Annotated in this window: 15 protein-coding genes; 11 read left to right on the top strand and 4 right to left on the bottom strand. The window is 56.4% G+C overall.

Annotated features, from left to right (window positions below; translation table 11 throughout):
* The first annotated feature begins 30 nt into the window (after positions 1-30).
* Both ACP3PW_RS13260 and ACP3PW_RS13255 read left to right on the top strand, forming a co-directional pair.
* Positions 31-828 (top strand): cytochrome C assembly family protein, encoded by a 798-nt coding sequence (locus tag ACP3PW_RS13260; RefSeq protein ID WP_426417205.1) that lies wholly within the window; start codon positions 31-33, stop codon positions 826-828.
* A gap of 54 nt (positions 829-882) precedes the next feature.
* Positions 883-2,145 (top strand): HlyC/CorC family transporter, encoded by a 1,263-nt coding sequence (locus tag ACP3PW_RS13255; protein ID WP_426417204.1) that lies wholly within the window; start codon positions 883-885, stop codon positions 2,143-2,145.
* Positions 2,146-2,156: 11 nt separating this feature from the next.
* Here the strand turns inward: ACP3PW_RS13255 and ACP3PW_RS13250 are convergent, their stop codons facing one another.
* Together ACP3PW_RS13250 and ACP3PW_RS13245 are read right to left on the bottom strand one after the other, a co-directional pair.
* Positions 2,157-2,705: a hypothetical protein gene (locus ACP3PW_RS13250; protein ID WP_426417203.1), complete on the bottom strand. Its 549-nt coding sequence runs from the start codon at positions 2,703-2,705 to the stop codon at positions 2,157-2,159.
* Positions 2,706-2,738: 33 nt separating this feature from the next.
* The gene (locus ACP3PW_RS13245) at positions 2,739-3,554 is read right to left on the bottom strand and encodes a cytochrome c3 family protein (RefSeq protein ID WP_426417202.1); all 816 of its coding nucleotides are present in this window, start codon (positions 3,552-3,554) and stop codon (positions 2,739-2,741) included.
* Positions 3,555-3,791: 237 nt separating this feature from the next.
* On the opposite strand from ACP3PW_RS13245, the gene ACP3PW_RS13240 reads away from it, so the two are divergent.
* The 9 genes from ACP3PW_RS13240 to ccsA all read left to right on the top strand — a co-directional run bounded on the left by ACP3PW_RS13240 (position 3,792) and on the right by ccsA (position 15,174).
* Positions 3,792-4,373, top strand: coding sequence for a c(7)-type cytochrome triheme domain-containing protein (locus tag ACP3PW_RS13240; protein WP_426417201.1), 582 nt, complete (start codon positions 3,792-3,794; stop codon positions 4,371-4,373).
* Entirely contained in the window at positions 4,370-4,759 is a 390-nt protein-coding gene (locus ACP3PW_RS13235; RefSeq protein WP_426417200.1) for a cytochrome c3 family protein, read from the top strand. The genes ACP3PW_RS13240 and ACP3PW_RS13235 overlap by 4 nt, the downstream gene beginning before the upstream one ends.
* Complete coding sequence (locus ACP3PW_RS13230; protein ID WP_426417199.1) at positions 4,753-5,847, top strand: 6-bladed beta-propeller; 1,095 nt, start codon at positions 4,753-4,755, stop codon at positions 5,845-5,847. The genes ACP3PW_RS13235 and ACP3PW_RS13230 overlap by 7 nt, the downstream gene beginning before the upstream one ends.
* Complete coding sequence (locus tag ACP3PW_RS13225) at positions 5,840-8,425, top strand: multiheme c-type cytochrome (protein ID WP_426417198.1); 2,586 nt, start codon at positions 5,840-5,842, stop codon at positions 8,423-8,425. Before ACP3PW_RS13230 ends, ACP3PW_RS13225 begins: the two co-directional genes overlap by 8 nt.
* An 83-nt stretch (positions 8,426-8,508) precedes the next feature.
* Complete coding sequence (locus ACP3PW_RS13220) at positions 8,509-10,317, top strand: hypothetical protein (RefSeq protein ID WP_426417197.1); 1,809 nt, start codon at positions 8,509-8,511, stop codon at positions 10,315-10,317.
* 54 nt (positions 10,318-10,371) lie between these two features.
* Positions 10,372-11,862 carry an aspartate aminotransferase family protein gene (locus tag ACP3PW_RS13215; protein ID WP_426417196.1) on the top strand — a complete coding sequence of 497 codons (1,491 nt, stop codon included), beginning with the start codon at positions 10,372-10,374 and terminating at the stop codon, positions 11,860-11,862.
* A complete protein-coding gene (locus tag ACP3PW_RS13210; protein WP_426417195.1) occupies positions 11,855-13,366 on the top strand; it encodes an NAD(P)/FAD-dependent oxidoreductase in 1,512 nt (503 codons plus the stop codon). Before ACP3PW_RS13215 ends, ACP3PW_RS13210 begins: the two co-directional genes overlap by 8 nt.
* A 21-nt stretch (positions 13,367-13,387) precedes the next feature.
* Positions 13,388-14,359 carry a hypothetical protein gene (locus ACP3PW_RS13205; protein ID WP_426417194.1) on the top strand — a complete coding sequence of 324 codons (972 nt, stop codon included), beginning with the start codon at positions 13,388-13,390 and terminating at the stop codon, positions 14,357-14,359.
* A 2-nt stretch (positions 14,360-14,361) separates the two neighbouring features.
* Positions 14,362-15,174 (top strand): cytochrome c biogenesis protein CcsA, encoded by an 813-nt coding sequence (gene ccsA, locus ACP3PW_RS13200; protein ID WP_426417193.1) that lies wholly within the window; start codon positions 14,362-14,364, stop codon positions 15,172-15,174.
* A 43-nt stretch (positions 15,175-15,217) separates the two neighbouring features.
* On the opposite strand, the gene ACP3PW_RS13195 is transcribed toward ccsA, so the two are convergent.
* Together ACP3PW_RS13195 and ACP3PW_RS13190 are read right to left on the bottom strand one after the other, a co-directional pair.
* Positions 15,218-17,029, bottom strand: coding sequence for an LTA synthase family protein (locus ACP3PW_RS13195; RefSeq protein WP_426417192.1), 1,812 nt, complete (start codon positions 17,027-17,029; stop codon positions 15,218-15,220).
* 210 nt (positions 17,030-17,239) lie between these two features.
* Positions 17,240-18,364: a diguanylate cyclase gene (locus tag ACP3PW_RS13190; protein WP_426417191.1), complete on the bottom strand. Its 1,125-nt coding sequence runs from the start codon at positions 18,362-18,364 to the stop codon at positions 17,240-17,242.
* Positions 18,365-18,428: the final 64 nt, after the last annotated feature.

The raw sequence follows: 18,428 nt of genomic DNA, 5'->3' as shown, positions 1-18,428 counted from the left end.
CTTGCGACCTGAAAAAGACAATGGCCAACCATGAACATCATCATCCCCAGCACCATCGCTATCGCTCTTTACATATTCGCCGCCGGCTACCAGATACCCGCCCTGCTGCACTCGCGCCCGGTTAAGAAGCCTCTCCTGCAGCTGCTCGCCTTCGGCGGAGCGCTCGCCCAGACCTTCAGCATCTACTTCACGCTGCACACCCCCCAGGGGATCAACCTGAGCTTCTTCAACGTTGGCTCCCTGATCTCCTGGTCCATCATTCTGGTGGTATTGGTCAGCAGCCTCAAAAAGCCGGTAGAAAGCCTGTTCGCCGGACTGATACCCGTCGCCGCACTGTGCGTGCTACTAGCAACCATCAGCACCACCCCCGAAGCGATCCTGAAAAATACCCAGGCACCCACCATTATTCACATCCTGCTGTCGATCACCGCCTACAGCCTACTCACTATCGCTACCGTGCAAGCACTACTCCTGTCCTATCAGGAGCATCGAATAAAAAGCAAACACCCCAAGGGTCTTGGGCGTATTTTCCCTCCCCTGCAAACGATGGATCTGCTGCTGTTCGAGTTTATCTGGGCCGGCATGCTCCTGCTCACCCTCTCCCTCGCCACCGGACTCATCTACATACAGGACTTTTTTGCCCAGCACCTGGTACATAAAACCGTACTCTCTATCTTCGCCTGGCTGGTCTATGCGGTACTATTGTGGGGCCGCCACCAGTGGGGATGGCGCGGATATACCGCAGCACGCTGGACTCTCACAGGCTTCTTGCTACTGATGCTTTCCTACTTTGGCAGCAAATTTGTTCTCGACCTGCTACTTCAATAAAGCCCCCATTTTCACTACACTGCCCACCCGAAACATGAAAAGGGAACTTCCCGCTTGAACGACATCCCCCTGGGCTACCTGTTTGCCACCCTGGGCTTGCTAATTCTCTGCTCCGCATTCTTCTCCAGCTCGGAGACCGGAATGATGGCGCTAAACCGCTATCGACTCAAACACCTTAGCCAAAAGGGACACCCGGGTGCCGTGCGCGCAAGCCGCCTGCTGGAGCGACCTGACCGCCTGATCGGCATCATTCTTATTGGCAATAACTTCGTCAATATTTTTGCCTCCGCCATCGCCACTGTCATTGCGGTCCGGCTATGGGGAGACGCGGGCATCGCCATCGCCACCGGCGCCCTCACACTGATCATTCTTATCTTTGCCGAAGTTACCCCCAAAACCCTGGCCGCGCTGCACCCGGAACGGATCGCCTTCCCCGCCAGCATCCTGTTAATTCCGCTACTGTGGGTCCTGTACCCTGCGGTATGGCTGGTAAATGGTATTGCCAACGCTCTTCTGCGCCTACTCGGCATCAACCCCCACACCAACACCGAACACCACCTGAATGCCGATGAGTTGCGCACGGTGGTGCACGAATCGAAGCAAAAACTACCCCGAAAACGCCAGGGCATGCTGATCAATATTCTCGACCTGGAAAAGGTGTCGGTGGAACATATCATGATCCCGCGCAATGAGATCAACGGTGTCGACATCGAGGACGAACTGAAACCCATCATTGAGCAACTGCGCGCCTGCCAACACACACGAATGCCGATCTTCAAGGGCGACATCAACAACCTGATCGGCGTGTTGCACATGCGCAACTTTTCCCGCTTTTTAATGCGCGAGGAACAAACCAAAGCCGCCCTGCTACAAGAGGCAAACGACCCCTACTTCGTGCCCGAAAACACCCCGCTACACACCCAGATGTTCAACTTCCAGAAAGAGAAGCACCGCATGGGGTTCGTGGTCGACGAGTACGGAGATGTGCAGGGCATGATAACCCTGGACGATATACTTGAGGAGATTGTGGGTGAGTTCACCACCGATGTAGCCGATATTAACCAGGATATCACCCCCCGCAGCGACGGAAGCTTCTACATTGACGGCACAGCGACCATCCGTGAAATCAACAAGACCCTGGACTGGGACCTACCCAGCGACGGACCCAAGACCCTCAACGGCCTTATCGTGGAGCAGCTGGAGTCGATTCCTGAAAACAATATCTGCCTGAGCGTTAACGAGTACCGCATCGAAACCGTCCTCATAAAGGACAACATGATCAAAACCGCCAACGTCAACCGCAAGGTCTCGAACTAAGAGCAAGCCCCTTACAACGACAGCAAACGTTCCACCTTCACCAGTCGCGCCGACAACGCCTCTCGCTCCTCGGGTGTCATCTCCCCGATTCGATCCAGCAATGGCACCAACTCGCGCAACTCGGTCGCCACCGCGCGCTCGGCGTCAAGCCAACGCGCCAACATAGCGACACTCTCATGCAGATCCGAATCAAGATCACTATGAAGACGGAAATCGAGCTCCGCCATGCGCTCCAGCTGGGCGCGAAACTGCAGCAGTACCCGCTCGACATAGTTTTGCCAAATCAGGTGGGCCACCAGCAAAGCGATGGCATTTACAACGGTCATCGCGACGACGGTCACCGCCAACTCGTAAAACATCTGTGACGCCAACGTACCGGCGGGTGCCCGATGAATGCTGTACAGCTGGGTCTCCAACAGCGCGTCAAAACGACCATAAAGGTAGATGACCGCAACCAACACCATCAGCACTTCGAGCAGCACCAGCGCGCCCAGCAAGCGACCCTGCACGTGGTAACTGACATAATGACGCCGACGCAGGTTTTGCCCTTCAGCTCTCATTATACTCCCTCGCCACCCGCATGCTTTTCAACCCTAGATATCATGACACATAAAACAGAGCTTGGAACCCTGATTCGAGCTCACCAAATTACCATGTTGATCACTATATACCTCGTGACACGAGATACAACTCACCACCCCGCCGGGCAGCGGAACGATTGAGGGCAAGCGTGAAGCCGGCCGGTACCCCCCATAGGATGCCGCCGCCTCATAGGAGCGCCCCACCGGATGACTGAAACGACTGGAATCGTGCTTCACAACCCCCCCTCCTCCAAGCGTCACGGGCTCCGCGCCCAACTGGTCGGATTGCTTACGGTGGCATTCGATACAGGCCCTGGAGTAGGGGTCGAGATCTCCTGCCTGCATCTCTTCCAGACGGGTATCGAGGTGCCCGGAGTTAACCAGCGACTGCCCTCGATCTCTCATATTCAGGAAAAATTCCGGATTATGACAAGCCTCACAGAATTTTTTACCCGCCTCCGCCACGCGCAGCAGGCCGCGAGCCTGACCATGAACATCATGACAGGTGCTACAGGTCATCTCCCCTTTCCAATCGAGGGGGAACACCTCACCCAGCTGGGCCGACGGAATAAACCCGCTGGGATGGCTGGCAAGTGTGGCGCCGGCGTGACAACTTTCGCAGATCTTCTCCTGCGCGCTCATCAACAATTTTGCCATTTCAGGATCGACCGCACCGCTGTCCTGCGTCAGATGACAACTGCTACAGGCAACTCCGGCGAGATGCCCCTCAACCGCAGAGGTCCCCCGCCAGACCAATAGAGCGACCAGCAGCAGCGCAGCCAAAACAAACTGAGCCAACACCCACCGCTTTATACCCTGTCCGGTCATTCTTTTTGCACCCTGAACCCCACTAACCAAAGAACCCACCCCAAACCTATCCAAATACTGCACTGCCCGGTTATTTTCTTTATAGTAGAAAATAATTAACAAACCACTCGGTCACTACAACGGCATATTTTTTGCGTAACGTTAAGACAAAACGTCCCACAGACCGGGATCACCTCAAAAAATGAGCAGGGCGCTTCCAAACCAACCATGCGAACGCAAGCAATAACCACACCATACGTGACAGTTATCACAACTTTTTTTCTGCTGCTCCTTGGTGCTACAACAGTTACCGCCGCAGAGCCGGACCTATGGAAAACCCTGCAAGACGATGGACTACACGACCCCTCCAACGACACACTGCAAGAGCTACAGCAGCCTGGTGAAGCCCTATCACAGCTTCCCTTTGATAACCCAGGCAATCAGGTAAACTGGGTGGAGGCGTTGCGAGGAGGCTTTATCGAGCCCCGCACCAACCTTTTCCCGGATACCACGATTCGAGTGATCGACCTCGATATCATCATGAATCGAACCGGGGAGATGCCATTAGTGCTATTTCCCCATCGACAACACACCGAATGGCTCGATTGCAACAACTGCCACAACAAGATTTTTATCGATGAAGTTGATGCCACACCGGTCAACATGTTCGCTATTTTACAGGGCGAGTATTGCGGCAGATGCCACGGCGCAGTCGCTTTTCCCCTTACAGAGTGCAATCGCTGCCACAGTGTTTTACGCAGCACGTTTAAAGGCTCTTACGGCGGCCAATACAAAGAGGGTGAAAGCCGGGAAAACTACAAAGTGGAGAACCCACTATGACGCGTTCCCTGTTTACGCTGCTCTGCGCGGTTATCATGTCGAGTACCCTGTTACTGGTCAGCACGCCGCTGCAGGCGGAATACGCCGACGTGGTGCTTAACAAGCGAGCAGAAGCCGAGGGGATGCGCCCGGTCATCTACCCCCACTGGTTTCATCGCATCCGCTTTCGCTGCAAAGTTTGTCACAACGAACTGGGGTTTGAGATGCGCGCCGGCGCCAACGATGTCACCATGGCCGAAATCATCGACGGTAAGTTCTGCGGCATGTGCCATAACGGCCAGATCGCCTGGTCAACCGAACATTGCGACCGCTGTCACACAGGGCTTCCGGGGCTAAAAAGTGGTATCCGTGGTGATAGTGAAACTTCGGGGCCAGGCCGATGGTAACCCGTTCGATGGCGCTGCACTCTCTTCGCACTATTGCGCTGATCGTCAGCTGCCTGCTGGTGGGGGCTTGTGCAACCGAACCCCGGGTAATGACGTTCGACATGCCGGACAACACTGCCAGCAGGGATAACATGTGGCCCGCGCCACCGGCCAAAGCTCGCTACGCGTATATCGGAGATCTCACCGGCGAACGAAATTTCCACAATACAACGGATCAGGCCAGCAGCAGCGCACAGTCGATCTGGGAATTTATCGCCGGTATTGTCGGCAACGAATACCAACCAATGATTCTGAAACGCCCTCAGAGTGTCGTGACCGACGCAGAGGGTAATATTTTTGTAACCGATGTTGGACAACAGGCTGTGGTGAGTTTTCAACCCGCTACCGGCGTCATGGATATCTGGTTCAATGCTGACCGCGCCGTTCCCTTTGTGACTCCAGTAGGTATTACCCTATCCAACCGAGGCTCCCTGTTCATCACTGACGCTGAGCACAAAGAGGTTTTTGAACTCACCATCAAGGGCGAACCGGTTTCACGCTTTGGCAAAGGGGTGCTGCAGCGACCCACAGGCATAGCCCAAGACCCTGTCACCGGTACCATCTACGTCGCCGATACGCAGGCTGACAATATCGTTTTATTTGATAGTGACGGTCGCTTGATCGATACCATCGGTTCCGCGGGGGAGGCTCCAGGGCTGTTCAACGCGCCAACGCATTTGGCTTTCCAGCATAATTCACTCTATGTGTCCGACACACTAAACGCCCGCATTCAACTCTTTGATACTCAAGGCGACCTGATATCAAGCATCGGCGAGCGAGGGATAAACCGGGGGCAGTTTTCTCGCCCCAAAGGTATTGCCAGCGACAGTGAAGGCAACATCTACGCAATTGAATCCTATTACGACCACCTATTAGTTTTTGACAGTCAAGGCCGATTTCTGTTGCCTATCGGAGGGACAGGAGCAGAGGCGGGACATTTCTACCTGCCCGCGGGAATCTGGATAGACCAACAGGACAGACTCTACATTGCAGACATGATGAATGGCCGGATTGCCATCTTTCAGTATTTAGGAAGCGGGAATGATTAACCGATACAGCACCCAACTCAGTTCCTGGTCAGCAGCCATTTCAGCGCTAGTGTTTAGCGCTGCTTTGCTGGCAGCCCCCTCGACCACCATCCCTCGCAGCGCCGACATCAGCAGCACCAAGCATAATCTGTCGAGCAACTTTCCGGGAACTGACCCGCGAACGGTCAAGGCCACTAGCGAAAGTCAAATCTGTGCCTTTTGCCACACGCCCCACGGTGCAAACTTGAGCGCCGAGGGGCCGCTTTGGAACCGCAACATCTCCAACGAGACCTATATAAAGTACGATTCCAGCTCAATGCAGGCCAATGTCGATGCTAACCCCGGCGGGGCCTCCAAGCTCTGCCTCTCCTGCCATGACGGCACTCTGGCAATCGGTAACGTCAACGTTCTCGAAGGCAACACCGACGTTTCTATTACCATGAGCGGCACTGGAGCAGGCGGGACCGTACCCGACGGTGAAGGGGCCCAATCTGGATTCACCCGCAACCTCGGCACAGATCTAACCAACGATCACCCTATTTCATTTGATTTCGATACCAGCCGCACAGGCGGCAGGCTAGCTGCCGCTGACGGCGAGCTGCGCGACCCCATCAACAGCGATGGCAGTCATATTCAAATTCCAAGCCCCGGAAACCGCCCACTGGTTCCGTTGGACAAGGATGGAAAAGTCCAGTGCACGAGCTGCCACGACCCCCACATATCCGGGCAGGATCTGCCCAGCGGTACCAGCCTGACCGCCAGCGCCGATCCCAACAACGCAAAATTTTTGCGAACCCGACGTTTCCAGATGAGCGCTCCGGTAGGCGGCGACTTCGATGAAGACTCTGATATTGTCTGCCTCGCCTGTCACGATAAAAAGGGGCAGACCTGGTCCAACTCGGTTCACGCAGCCAACACCGCCGCAGATCAGTATCGCAACTGGTCCGCCGACCTTCGGGAGTTCCCGCGCAACATCAGCGTGTGGCAGGCCGCCTGCCTTAACTGCCACGACACCCATACCGTGGAGGGTTCCCGCCGCTTGCTGCGCGAGGGAACCGATAATATACCGGCAGCCCAACAACCCAAACAGGGTGGTAATCCGGCGATCGAGGAGACCTGCTACCAGTGCCACACCGAGGATGCCAACACCAATGCCCTCAAGGCCGGTACCAGTGCCCCCAACATCAAGGACGAATTCACCACTAAATTACGTCGAATGCCGATCACCAATAGTGATCAGGGCGTCGGTAGTGAGGTCCACGACATAACCAATGCCGACTTCTTCGAGGGCGATGTCGAGCTGCCCGACGATAGCAATGGCAATGTGAAACTGGGCTACAACAACCTGGGTAACCGCCACGTCGAATGCACCGATTGCCACAACCCCCACCGTATGATCAGCAATAGTCAGGGCGATGGCGGCGGCACCGCGGGCCAGGGCACCCACGACCACACCGACAGCACCAGCCACACCAACGAGGTTTCGGGGGTACTGTACGGCACCTGGGGAGTAGAGCCGGTCTATAACTCCGGTAGCAACGGACGCAAGTTCGGCACCGTTGACGCCATGCCGATCCGTTTCACGATCAAATACGGTACCGGTAACGACCGAGTTACCGCCGAGTACCAGATCTGCCTCAAGTGCCACTCCAACTATGGCTACAACGACGACGGCCTGCCCGAAAGCCCCACCCGCCCGGCACTGGGAGCTCCAGGCACCCCCAGTGCCGGGGGCACTCGCCGCGCCACGACTCCGGCGAGCATGGCGTACTACACCAACCAGGCGATGGAGTTTCAGGCGCCTGGCAACCATCAGGGCCAGGTCAGCCAGGGAACCGATGGCGGCGCCGATCTCAATAACAACAACCATCGCAGCTGGCACCCGGTGATGGGTCCCACCGGCCGCACTACCTCCGAGCGTGGCGGTGCCAGCGCCAGCAACTGGCTCCCCCCCTGGGATAACAACGTCGGCAACCAGACCATGTACTGCACCGACTGCCACGGAGCCAACAACCCCGCGGCGGATTCCAAGCCGCCCGCCGGCACCCCCTGGGGCCCCCACGGCTCGGACAACGACTTTATCCTACGGGGTACCTGGCCCCGAGGGAGCGTGAGGGCCGATGGCGACAATGCTATCTGCTCAAAATGCCACGATACCGGCACCTACAACTCGACGGGTGGCGGTCGCACCGGATTTTATGGTGGAGGTAGGGGTGACCTTCACAGCTACCATCGTAACAAAGTAGGGAGCCTCGACTGCATGTGGTGCCATGTGGCGGTGGTGCACGGCTGGAAGAACAAGGCTTTTCTGGTTAACCTGCGCGATGTGGGCCCCGAAGCCCTCTGCCGCGCCGACGATACCGGCCATTATAATCTCAACTGTACCCAGGGCCAGCCGGTGCCGGTGGGCACACTCGTGGGCCGGCGGATCGGCGGTGACGAGGGCCAAAACGACAACGAGGGGTACAACAACCCTCCCTACTACGTGAATGCGCGCTTGAAGATCACCTCCTTTGGCAGCAGCGGCAGCTGGAGTGCAAGCAACTGCGGCGGGAAGGATTTTATGATCAACTCCATGTGCAACAGCGCCAGCTACTGAGCCGGGATACCGGCCGGGTGATTCCGGCCGGTATCGGCTGAGCCTCTCTCTTCGCTACCCCAACCATCCGGCGTCTTCCGATCATGCACGACTCCCCATCGCCACCTCGCCACTACTCGCCCGCTACAATGCTACTGGCCGGCACCCTGCTTGTGGTGCTGTTCCACCTGATAGCCGCGCTGCTGGGCTGGGCTCCGGGACCCGGTGATAGCGACTGGTATCGCAACTGGGACACCGACTCCTACAGCCGCCTGCTGCAGGTGGAGGCGCTCTATCTGAGCGGTGACTGGTACGATCGTAGCGCCCCTTGGTTCAACGCCCCCTATGGACTGGAGATGCACTGGAGCCGGGCGCTCGACCTACTACTGCTTCCCGGCGCCTGGCTGGGGGAGTGGAGCGGGGATCTGCGCCGCGGGCTGGAGGGGTGGTCGGCAGTAGTGATCGGTCCCGGCATCCAACTGCTATTTGTGCCTCTGCTCTACTGGATTGTCGCCCCCAACACCCGAGTCGCTAGCTTCCTGCTGCTGGTGGCGATGCTATTGAGCCTCAACGAGATCAGCGTGATCCACCTGACCGGCTTTATCGACTACCACGGCCTACTGGTGTTACTGGTGCTCGCCAACCTGGGACTGATGCTGCGCCTGCCGGATGATGACACCCCCTCCGCCTACCCCGGCCTGCTGGGGATCGTCTGCGCCCTGGGAATTTGGTTGAGTGTCGAGTTTATTCTGTTAATGCTGCCGGTGGCCCTGCTCTTCGCGCTATTTTGGGTTATCAGGCGTCGCCAGGCGCTGGCACAGGCGGAGGCCTTCGGGTTTGCCCTGGTGATCAGCCTAGCCCTCTGCCTGGTGCTGGAACGCCCCCCGGCTCACTGGCTCAGGGTCGAGTATGACCGCCTCTCCTTCCTCCACCTGCTGCTAGGGGGCAGTGGCTACCTGATCCTGATGCTGCTTAAAGGGTTCGAGTCCTACGTTGCACCAAGCCGTGTTCTGCCCCGCCTGCTGATCCTGACCGCCTGCACCCTGCCAGTGGCGGGTTCCCTGCTGCTGCTGTTCCCGGCGCTGCTGGGCCACCCTCAGCAGGAGCTGGGCCCTTTTCTTGAGCTGCTGCAGGAGAACCAGAAGGCGGAACTGCCCTATTTCAGCAGTGCCCCCTGGTTGATCGCCCTGCTAGAGCTGGGCCCGCTGCTGTGGGTACTTCCCTTTCTCGCCTGGAGCCTGACCCGGGGGGATTCACGGAGCCGACAACGGGCCATGATCTACCTCGCGTGCCTGCTGGTGTACCTGCCCTTTCTGATGCTGAAGGGACGCGCCATCGTGTTTGTACAGATCGCACTGCTGCTGCCCTGGTGGGAAGCGGTACTGGTTACCCTGAACGCCATGCGCACCTCTACGGCTCGCACTGGAGTTTTGGCTATGGCTTTCGTTCACTGCCTCAGCTGGATTGGGTTGCTCATCCCCAGCGGTAACGCGCACACCTACGCTTCCGGCACCTGCAGTATCGATGCGCTGGCACAGTGGTATAAACAGCAACCGCCCCACAGTGGCACCCTGCTGGCTTCCAGCTTTCAGGGCCCACAGCTGGTTTACAAAACCGGCACCCCGGTGATCGCCAGCCCCTACCACCGCAACCGGCAGGGGATCGAGGAGAGCTTCATCCTGCGCTGGATGAGTCCTGATGAACCGGGGCTGGACGAGCTGCGCCGTCAGCGCCGGGTAGAATACGTGGTGGTGTGTCGCAGTCTGTTCAAGTTCCGGCAAGCCGCCCTGGCCCAGAGCCAGGATTCGCTGCTCGCCCGGCTCGGCCGCCACGAGCCCCCAAACTGGCTAGAGGAGGCTCCACTGCCTCCTGAGCTGGCTGAGCAGTTTCTGGTCTACCGCCGGGCGCGTTGATCCGGTACCCTTGCCTCTGCACACCCACACCATTTTCTAGCGGAACCCCACGCAATGCCCCCCACTCCCCAACTGATCTCTGTCGAGCAGTGCGAAAACCTGGCAATAAGCGAGGTGTGGAAACACTACCGTCGCACGATCAACCCCGGGCAGGTGGAGCTGATTAGTAGCTTCGGCTTTGGTCAGGAGCTGATTCGCTCGGCCAAAGGCTGCACTCTGACCACACACCAGGGCAAGCAGATTCTCGACGTTACTGGTGGGATCGGCGTACTCAACCATGGCCACAATCACCCGCGAATTCTCGCGGCAAGAGAGCGCTTCGCAGCAAAAGATGCGATGGAAGTTCATAAAAACTACTTCTCTCCCTATCTGGCCGCACTGAGCCACAATATTGCGGCCTTGCTACCGGGGGACCTGGAGATCAGCTACCTGGCGAATTCGGGTGCCGAAGCGGTCGAGGGGGCGATAAAAATGGCCTACAAGGCGCATCAAGGAAGGCGCTCCGTGCTGCTGCACTCGGACATCTCCTACCACGGCAAGCTTCTGGGCGCCGCTTCGGCATCGGCATCGGCCGAGTTACATTTTCGTTATCCCGAGATTCCAGGCTGTCACAGCTTTCACTATAACGATCTGGACTCAGTCACCTCAATGGTTGAATCCCACCAGAAAAGCGATGGTAGCTCGGATATCTACGGCATTATTATCGAGCCAATGAGCGCCAGCACCCTGCAACAGTGCGATGAGAATTTTTTAATCCGGTTGCGGAGTCTATGTGATCAACAGGGTATCGTTCTAATCTACGATGAGGTGTTCACCGGATGGGGGAAAACCGGCGAGCTATTTCACTTTATGCGCTATGCACAGGCGGAACGCTTGCTGCCCGATGTACTGGTGACCTCCAAGTCACTGGGTGGAGGAAAAGCCTCCCTCTCTGCTTTCGTTACGCGCACCCCCGTTTTCAAAACGGCCTACGGTAACCTGCGCGATGCCCTGCTCCATAGCAGCACCTATAATGGCTTTGGTGAGGAGTGCGTGACCGCACTGGAGGCGATCAACACTCTGGTAGATGAGGGATTAGTCGAACGAGCACAGACGATCGGGGGGCAATTAGAACAGGGACTGGAGCAACTGCTACAGCGTTACCCCGAAAAAATTTCTGCACGACGCGGCTGCGGTGCATTGCAAGGGCTAGCATTACAAGGCGGGCCCGGCCTATTGGCTTCGCTGATTCGACTACTGCCGCTGAGTGTCGCCAATGATGAGCGTTTTTTGCAAAAATTGATCACCGCTGCGGTTATTCAGGAGCTGTACCAACAACACGACATTCTTACCTATTACGCGGATAATCGGGAGATACTACTGATGGCGGCACCCTCCCTGGTGATTAGCGAAGAGCAACTGGAACGCTACCTGAGCGCATTGGATACCACACTGGCGCAGAGCCTGTCACTCCTTTGCCTTCGTTTTGTGCAGTCAAAACTGTTTTCACGTTTCATCGCCCCCTACCGTAAACCGGCCGTTGGTGAACAGCTACCCGATGCGTAAGAGTCAGAAACAAGCACTGATTATTGGCGCAGGGCCTGCAGGCTTAACCGCAGCCTGGGAGCTTCTGCAACACACGGATATCCATCCCATTGTGGTAGAACAACAGGACTACGTCGGTGGGCTGTCTGCCACCATAGAGCATCGCGGCAACGCTATGGATATCGGTGGCCACCGGTTTTTCTCCAAATCCCCATGGGTGATGCAGTGGTGGCAAAACATGATGCCATTGCAGACAGCAGCTGCCCCGGCAAGTCCCGAAGCGCTGCTGAAGCGCCAGCGCCGCTCGCGCATCCTCTATCTGGGCCAGCTCTTTAACTACCCCCTGAGCCTGAGCCTAAACACCCTTAGACAGCTGGGCATTCAGCGCCTTTTGCGAGTGGCTGTGAGCTATCTGGGAGCCCAACTGCACCCGATAAAACCCGAGCGATCGCTGGAGGATTTTTTCATCAATCGCTTTGGCCGGGAACTCTATCGCACCTTTTTTAAAAGCTATACCGAAAAGGTGTGGGGCGTTCCCTGCCAAGAGATCGATCCATCCTGGGGTCCACAACGGGTCAAGGGCGTATCCGTCCGCTCCCTGCTTGCCAATGCATTGGTGTCTCCGTTTCGCTCTCGCGCCATCGAACAGAACAGTACCGAAACCAGCCTGATTGAACAATTTATCTACCCCGCTCGCGGGCCCGGTCAAATGTGGCAGCGAGTTGCTGACCGCGCGGTAGAGGGTGGTGCGCAGTTGCGATTACAACACCGGGTGGTCGCAATAGAAACCGATGGCAACAAAGTCTGTGCGGCAACCCTGGCCCATGGGCCTGATGGCCAATCCCAGCGCATTGAGATCGACTTTGTGATCTCAACCATGCCGGTGAAAACCCTGATCGCCTCCCTGTCACCGCCGCCGCCTTCGGCGGTGACTGCCGTTGCCGAAGGACTGCGCTACCGGGACATGCTTGTGGTCGGAGTACTGATCGACCCCACTAGCTTACCCACTCAAGGTAAGCAATCGCGACTACAGGGGATGGAGGACAACTGGCTCTATATTCAAGAACCTCATGTTCAGGTTGGCCGCATCCAGTTATTCCATAATTGGAGCCCCTATCTGGTCGCACAATCCGGCATGCTATGGCTCGGGATGGAGTATTTCTGCCAGCAGGGGGACGCGCTGTGGGCGCTGGAGGATAGCCAGTTGGCCCTGCTCGCCACTGCAGAGCTGGAAAAACTGGGGCTAGCAACCGAGAGCGCTATCACCGACCACCACGTATTGCGGGTTCCCTACGCGTATCCCGCCTATTTCGGCAGCTATGGGTCGTTCGATCGTATCCGCAGCTATACCGACCGTATTGATAATCTCTATCTTATTGGCCGCAACGGGACCCACCGATACAACAATCAGGATCACTCCATGATTACGGCAAGAGAAGCCGTTCGCCTGATTCGTCGGGGTCTTGGGGATCGATCCTCAATCTGGGCGGTCAATAGCGAAGAGGATTACCATGAAGAGCACTAGGTTGATCAGGGAAGTACACTCATGAACCGCCTGCTAAACTGGCTGGGGTCTATGCGCCTGACGCTGTTGTCACTGATCGCTTTCGGTGCTGGCGTGGGCGCCATTTTGCAGTTCGATTCCCCCCCGACCCCGGCTCTGGCACTGGGCTTCTGCCTGCTGTTGCTCAATCTGGTGTTCGCCATTTTGGTCAAGGAAAAGATACGCTCCAGCATCGCCTTGCTACTGTTCCATATCGCTCTGTTGGTACTGATGCTTCTGGTAATCGCCAGTCGCGCCACCTATATGAAGGGCTGGGTAACCCTGGCCGAAGGGGAGCAGTTTACCGGCTTCGCCGGCATCAAATCCCAGGGCTGGTTTCACCCTGAGGACCACAGCTCGCTGGGTTTCTATCAGGGACCTTTCTCCATCTACTTCGGGCCTGACGGTGGACGCACTGATGCCACCAGCGAGGTGTACCTGCCGGATCAGCAACAGCGCCTGATGGTGGGCTCGCAGAAGCCCCTCAAAGTCTCTGGCTACCGCTTTACACTGTCACGCAATATCGGCTTCTCGGCATTGGTACGGTGGCGGGACCCTTCCGGTGAACAATTGGTGGCCTTACGTTTTCCCTCCCAGATTACGCAACCCGATGGTCAGGCGGTCGATTGGCCACGCCCCGATGGAAAGGGTCAAATCTGGATGGGGTTAGAGGTACTGGATGAACGGCGCCACTTTTTCGAACCCGAGTTCAGGGTACCGGATAACTACCAATTGATCCTCCGGCTCGATGATCAGAGGCTGATCCTGAAGCCCGGTGAAAACCTCAACCTGAAGGGGGCACAGCTGCAACTTCTTGGGCTTGAGCGCTGGATCGGCTACGAGGTCTTTTACGACTGGACCATGAACTGGTTATTGGCCACCTGCCTGTTCGGTATTCTCTGCCTGGGCTGGTACCTGTGGCAAAAAACCACCAGTAGTCGCTGGAACCTGGACACCAAAGAGGGAGAAAGATAAACATGTTGTTGGAAACCTGGATCCTGTGGGGCTGCGTGCTGATCTACGTGGCGGCGGGCTGTCTTGCCATCATCTCCACCGTGTTTCGCAAACGCCCCGACCGCACCCTGCTGCTGTTGATACTCGGTGGCCTGGCGATGCACAGTGTCGCCATCGGATTGCGCTGGGAGCGACTGGGACACGGCCCCTTCAACACCATGTTCGAAATTCTCTCCAGCAACATCTGGAGCCTGACCCTGTTCTTTTCGATCGTCTACTGGCGCATCGCGGCCATCCGTCCCATCGCCGCCTTCGTCCTACCGGTGATCTTTATGATGATGGGTTGGATGATGTCGGTCCCCGACCACGACAGTATTCTACCCGCCAGCTATCTGACCCCCTGGCTCTATGTCCACGTCGGCTTCGGCAAGGTATTCATGGGTGCCCTACTGGTCAGTTTTGCGCTCTCGCTGGTAGTACTGCTGCGCGAAGGTGCCTTTATCGCGCCGGATTTCGCCCGCCTTCCGGGCAACGCCTCGCTGGATGAACTGAGCTATCGCTTTATCCTGCTGGCACTGGTGTTCGACAGCCTGATGCTGGTCGCCGGGGCGATCTGGGCGCAGGATGCCTGGGGCCGTTTCTGGTCCTGGGATCCGCTGGAAACCTGGGCCTTTGTCAGTTGGCTGCTACTGGCCTTCACCCTGCATTTTCGCGTCACCTACCGCCCGCAACCGATGTACTCGGCGATGCTGGCGATTCTGGTGTTTGCGATCTCCTTTATGACCTTCTTTGGTATTCCCTTTATCAACCAGGTCCCCCACCAGGGGGCGGTATAGTGTGAGTTGTGACCTAATATCCCATCCAGATAGATGGTGCCGTCTAAGGACTATCGTAACGACCCGAAAGCCGCCGTACTCTCTCGCCATTAATATAGTCCAGAATACGCAGCGCCTGAGGTGGGGCGCTACCTTCAAACCCGGTGTCGTCACCGTTAAGAATCACCACCTGTTCCGGCTCTCCATGACACAATACCGAGACTCGATCGCGCACCACACCCGAGCTATGGAACACACAATCGGCATTACTGGAAGGGTCAAACAGATCACTTTGGAAGCGCCCCTGGCAAGATACCCCAGCGACCTGCGACTGTAGAGACCCTACCAGATCAGTTTGCTGACCAAGGGCATCATCCTCTCCGGTGAAGTTCTGCAAAGGATCAACTATTATCATCGGCACAAGCGACTCGGCGCGCTCGCCAAAACGCTCCAGTTCGGCAGATTTAATCGGTGTCATGCTGCGGTGATCCGATACGATCAATAGCATCCCTCCACGCTTGAAGAAACCACTTTTGACGATACGGTCGTAAAACTCCCCTAACGCCTTATCGGCATAGGATACCGCCGCAGCTTCGGTTTTTATTCCCGTTTCGGGGTTAATAAACGGAAGGTGCGTGCTCACCGTCTCTACGGTGAGAAAGAAAGGGCGCGGGCGTGTCTCTAATTTCTCAATTGCCTGTAAAGAGCGTAAATATAGCGCCCGGTCCGGTGCTGCTTGAAAATGAAAGCGGGGCCAGGGCCGATAGAATGGATGTTGATGACCTTCAACATGGTCGAAGCCGATGCTTTTCAACCACTTCCCTTTGTCAAGAAAACCTAGATCGCCGCTGGTCAGAAATGCGCTGAAGTAACCCTCATTGCTCAGCATCTTGGGAAGGGTATGATCCAGATTAAAGCCCCCCTTAAAACTCACACCCGCGCCAAGGCTGTTCTCCTCCACCACAGGAAGGGAGATTCGGCCGGTCAACAGGGCAAGCAACCCCGCTTCGGTGGTAAATCCGTTAGCATGAAAATTGGTTAGCGCCCGGTTCTCTCTGGCAATACGGTCCATCTGAGGGGTGAGGTCATTTAACCCCGAAAAGAAACGGCTATGGTAAGCTGAAAACGACTCCAGAATCACCAATACAACGTTTCTTCCGGCCCCTGTCCCATCTGTTTTATTACACTGAAGGAGAGGGCGGTCACGGTTTCTCTGCTCAAGAGCTTCAATAAAGGGTGCGCTATAGGGCTCGGTAACGCCACTTGATAAATTAACCCTAAGAACATTCTCATATCCCCAGGAGTGAACATACCCCACATTCGACGGTAGCCACGCAGCCAAGGCAAGCGCCGGAAGCATTAACAGCAATGTGTTCGTACGCCAACGTTCAAGAGAGACTGGAGCGATCAAAAACACAGATACCAGAACCACCCCTGACACAGTAGACAATAGCAACCAGGGATTGCTTTCGCTGATATAGGCCTTCGCAATATCGTATATCGGGCCAACCGCGAAAGCGTATTTTATCGCCTCCGAAAAATTCAGCCGAATTGCCATCAAGTCGAGCAGCACCAGATCCACTACATACAACAGCAACAGCGATAACATCGCCAGTTTTAGAAGCAGTCGCAAAGCCAACACAGGCGTCAGCAGAACCGCCCCGTAAAACAGCAACAGCAAAACAAAGAGACTGATATCGCTCTGCAAGGCAGCCCAAAAAAAACAGGAATAGCAATCGGTCAGGCCACCAAAGTTGCTATCAACCTGCAGCGCCCGGGTTAGCATCAGCAAAGGGAAAGCGATGATCACCGAGTCACCCAAAAAGCCTCGACGTATCAACCCTAGGACCCGGGTTTTTATTGCCCTTTTCCGCATCGTTTACTCCCCATAGCCCTGGATCCGATTAGGCGTTTGAATCTGATGCGTGCAGCTCCTGTTCGACCACAGTTGGAGCCCTTTTAGCCTGCGCATCTTTCCATTTAAAAGCATCAGCAAAATAACGCAGACTGGAATGAACGAGCCCTGATAGCATAAGAACTATCGATCAGGTTTGCGCTGATGCGCTGTAATCATCCGGATCGCACTCTACGTAGCCAGAGAGAGAAAGGTTACCCGATTACGGCCACTGTGTTTGGCCTCGTACAACAGGTCATCCACTTTCTCCAGCAGGCTTTGAATGCTATTGCCCGGGTCACTCAGGGTCACACCGATGCTGGTGGTGAAACTAATCATCTCTCCCGACACCGCCTTAACCCGGTGCTCCTCGCAGGCCAGGCGCAGGCGCTCGGCCATCTGCCGGGCCGTCGCTTCATCGACGTTACGCAGCAGGGCGACAAACTCCTCCCCGCCGTAGCGCCCTAGCACATCGCTAGCGCGCAGGTGGGTTTTCATCAGCCGAGCGAACTGGCGCAGCACCTCGTCGCCGGTCATATGACCATGGGTGTCATTGATGCGTTTGAAGTAATCGAGATCAAACATAACAATGGCAAAATGCTCGTCGGGTTGCGCTTCCGAGATCGCCAGCTCCATATTGCTCATCAACATCGCACGGTTAAAAAGCCCGGTCAGCGGGTCGGTGGTCGCTTGACGGTAGAGCCTTAACAATAGATTCAAATAACTGGCCTGCGCCCACAAGGCGATCATCATCAGCAGGGAGATAAGCCAGAAATCCAGCAGGGATTCATTACTCGTCAGCTCTCCGTGCACCAGATGATGGGCGATCAGCCAACCCACCACCAGCGCGCCGGCGACAAAGCCTTCCCGCAAGCTGAGGGGAAAGATGGTGAGCGTCGCGATATAGACGAAAGGTAAAAAGGAGTAGCCGACGGCCAGCCCTTCACGGCCGGCATCACCGAGCACCCATTGCGCATAAAAATAGAAACCACCCAGTGCCAGCAACAACGTGCCTAACAGAGCGCGATTATGGTTGAGGGAACGCAGCTTGAAGGAGACACCCCCAACCATCAGCAGCAGCAGCGCCAGCGCCACCCTTGCAACGATAATCGGTAGTGCGTGCTCTCTTTCCAGGGTTGCCAGATCAACGGGGATCCACATCAGTCCGAGCAGCGCGAAAGAGAAGGTCAATACCCTAACCCGACGGGCGATATAACCGGCGCGAGTATAGTTGAAATCGTCGGAGTGATTTTTCGCGGCGATCAGGTCGGCGAGGTGAAAATGGGTGTTCAGTGAATTGACGAGGCGCGACAACACCGGGGGCTCTCCTGATCTCTTTCCATAAGTGGAGTTGCATTAAAAAACAGGGAGCCGTACGAGG

This window comes from Aestuariirhabdus sp. LZHN29 (assembly GCF_049985285.1).
GTDB lineage: Bacteria > Pseudomonadota > Gammaproteobacteria > Pseudomonadales > Aestuariirhabdaceae > Aestuariirhabdus.
The sequence above is the reverse complement of the archived record's forward strand: the minus strand, read 5'-3'. Positions and strand labels throughout refer to the sequence as shown.

Coding starts and splice junctions, on each gene's coding strand:
- ACP3PW_RS13260 (WP_426417205.1), top strand. CDS start 31: ATGAACATCATCATCCCCAGCACCATCGCTATCGCTCTTTACATATTC.
- ACP3PW_RS13250 (WP_426417203.1), bottom strand. CDS start 2,705: ATGAGAGCTGAAGGGCAAAACCTGCGTCGGCGTCATTATGTCAGTTAC.
- ACP3PW_RS13245 (WP_426417202.1), bottom strand. CDS start 3,554: ATGACCGGACAGGGTATAAAGCGGTGGGTGTTGGCTCAGTTTGTTTTG.
- ACP3PW_RS13235 (WP_426417200.1), top strand. CDS start 4,370: ATGACGCGTTCCCTGTTTACGCTGCTCTGCGCGGTTATCATGTCGAGT.
- ACP3PW_RS13230 (WP_426417199.1), top strand. CDS start 4,753: ATGGTAACCCGTTCGATGGCGCTGCACTCTCTTCGCACTATTGCGCTG.
- ACP3PW_RS13225 (WP_426417198.1), top strand. CDS start 5,840: ATGATTAACCGATACAGCACCCAACTCAGTTCCTGGTCAGCAGCCATT.
- ACP3PW_RS13220 (WP_426417197.1), top strand. CDS start 8,509: ATGCACGACTCCCCATCGCCACCTCGCCACTACTCGCCCGCTACAATG.
- ACP3PW_RS13215 (WP_426417196.1), top strand. CDS start 10,372: ATGCCCCCCACTCCCCAACTGATCTCTGTCGAGCAGTGCGAAAACCTG.
- ACP3PW_RS13210 (WP_426417195.1), top strand. CDS start 11,855: ATGCGTAAGAGTCAGAAACAAGCACTGATTATTGGCGCAGGGCCTGCA.
- ACP3PW_RS13205 (WP_426417194.1), top strand. CDS start 13,388: ATGAACCGCCTGCTAAACTGGCTGGGGTCTATGCGCCTGACGCTGTTG.
- ccsA (WP_426417193.1), top strand. CDS start 14,362: ATGTTGTTGGAAACCTGGATCCTGTGGGGCTGCGTGCTGATCTACGTG.
- ACP3PW_RS13195 (WP_426417192.1), bottom strand. CDS start 17,029: ATGCGGAAAAGGGCAATAAAAACCCGGGTCCTAGGGTTGATACGTCGA.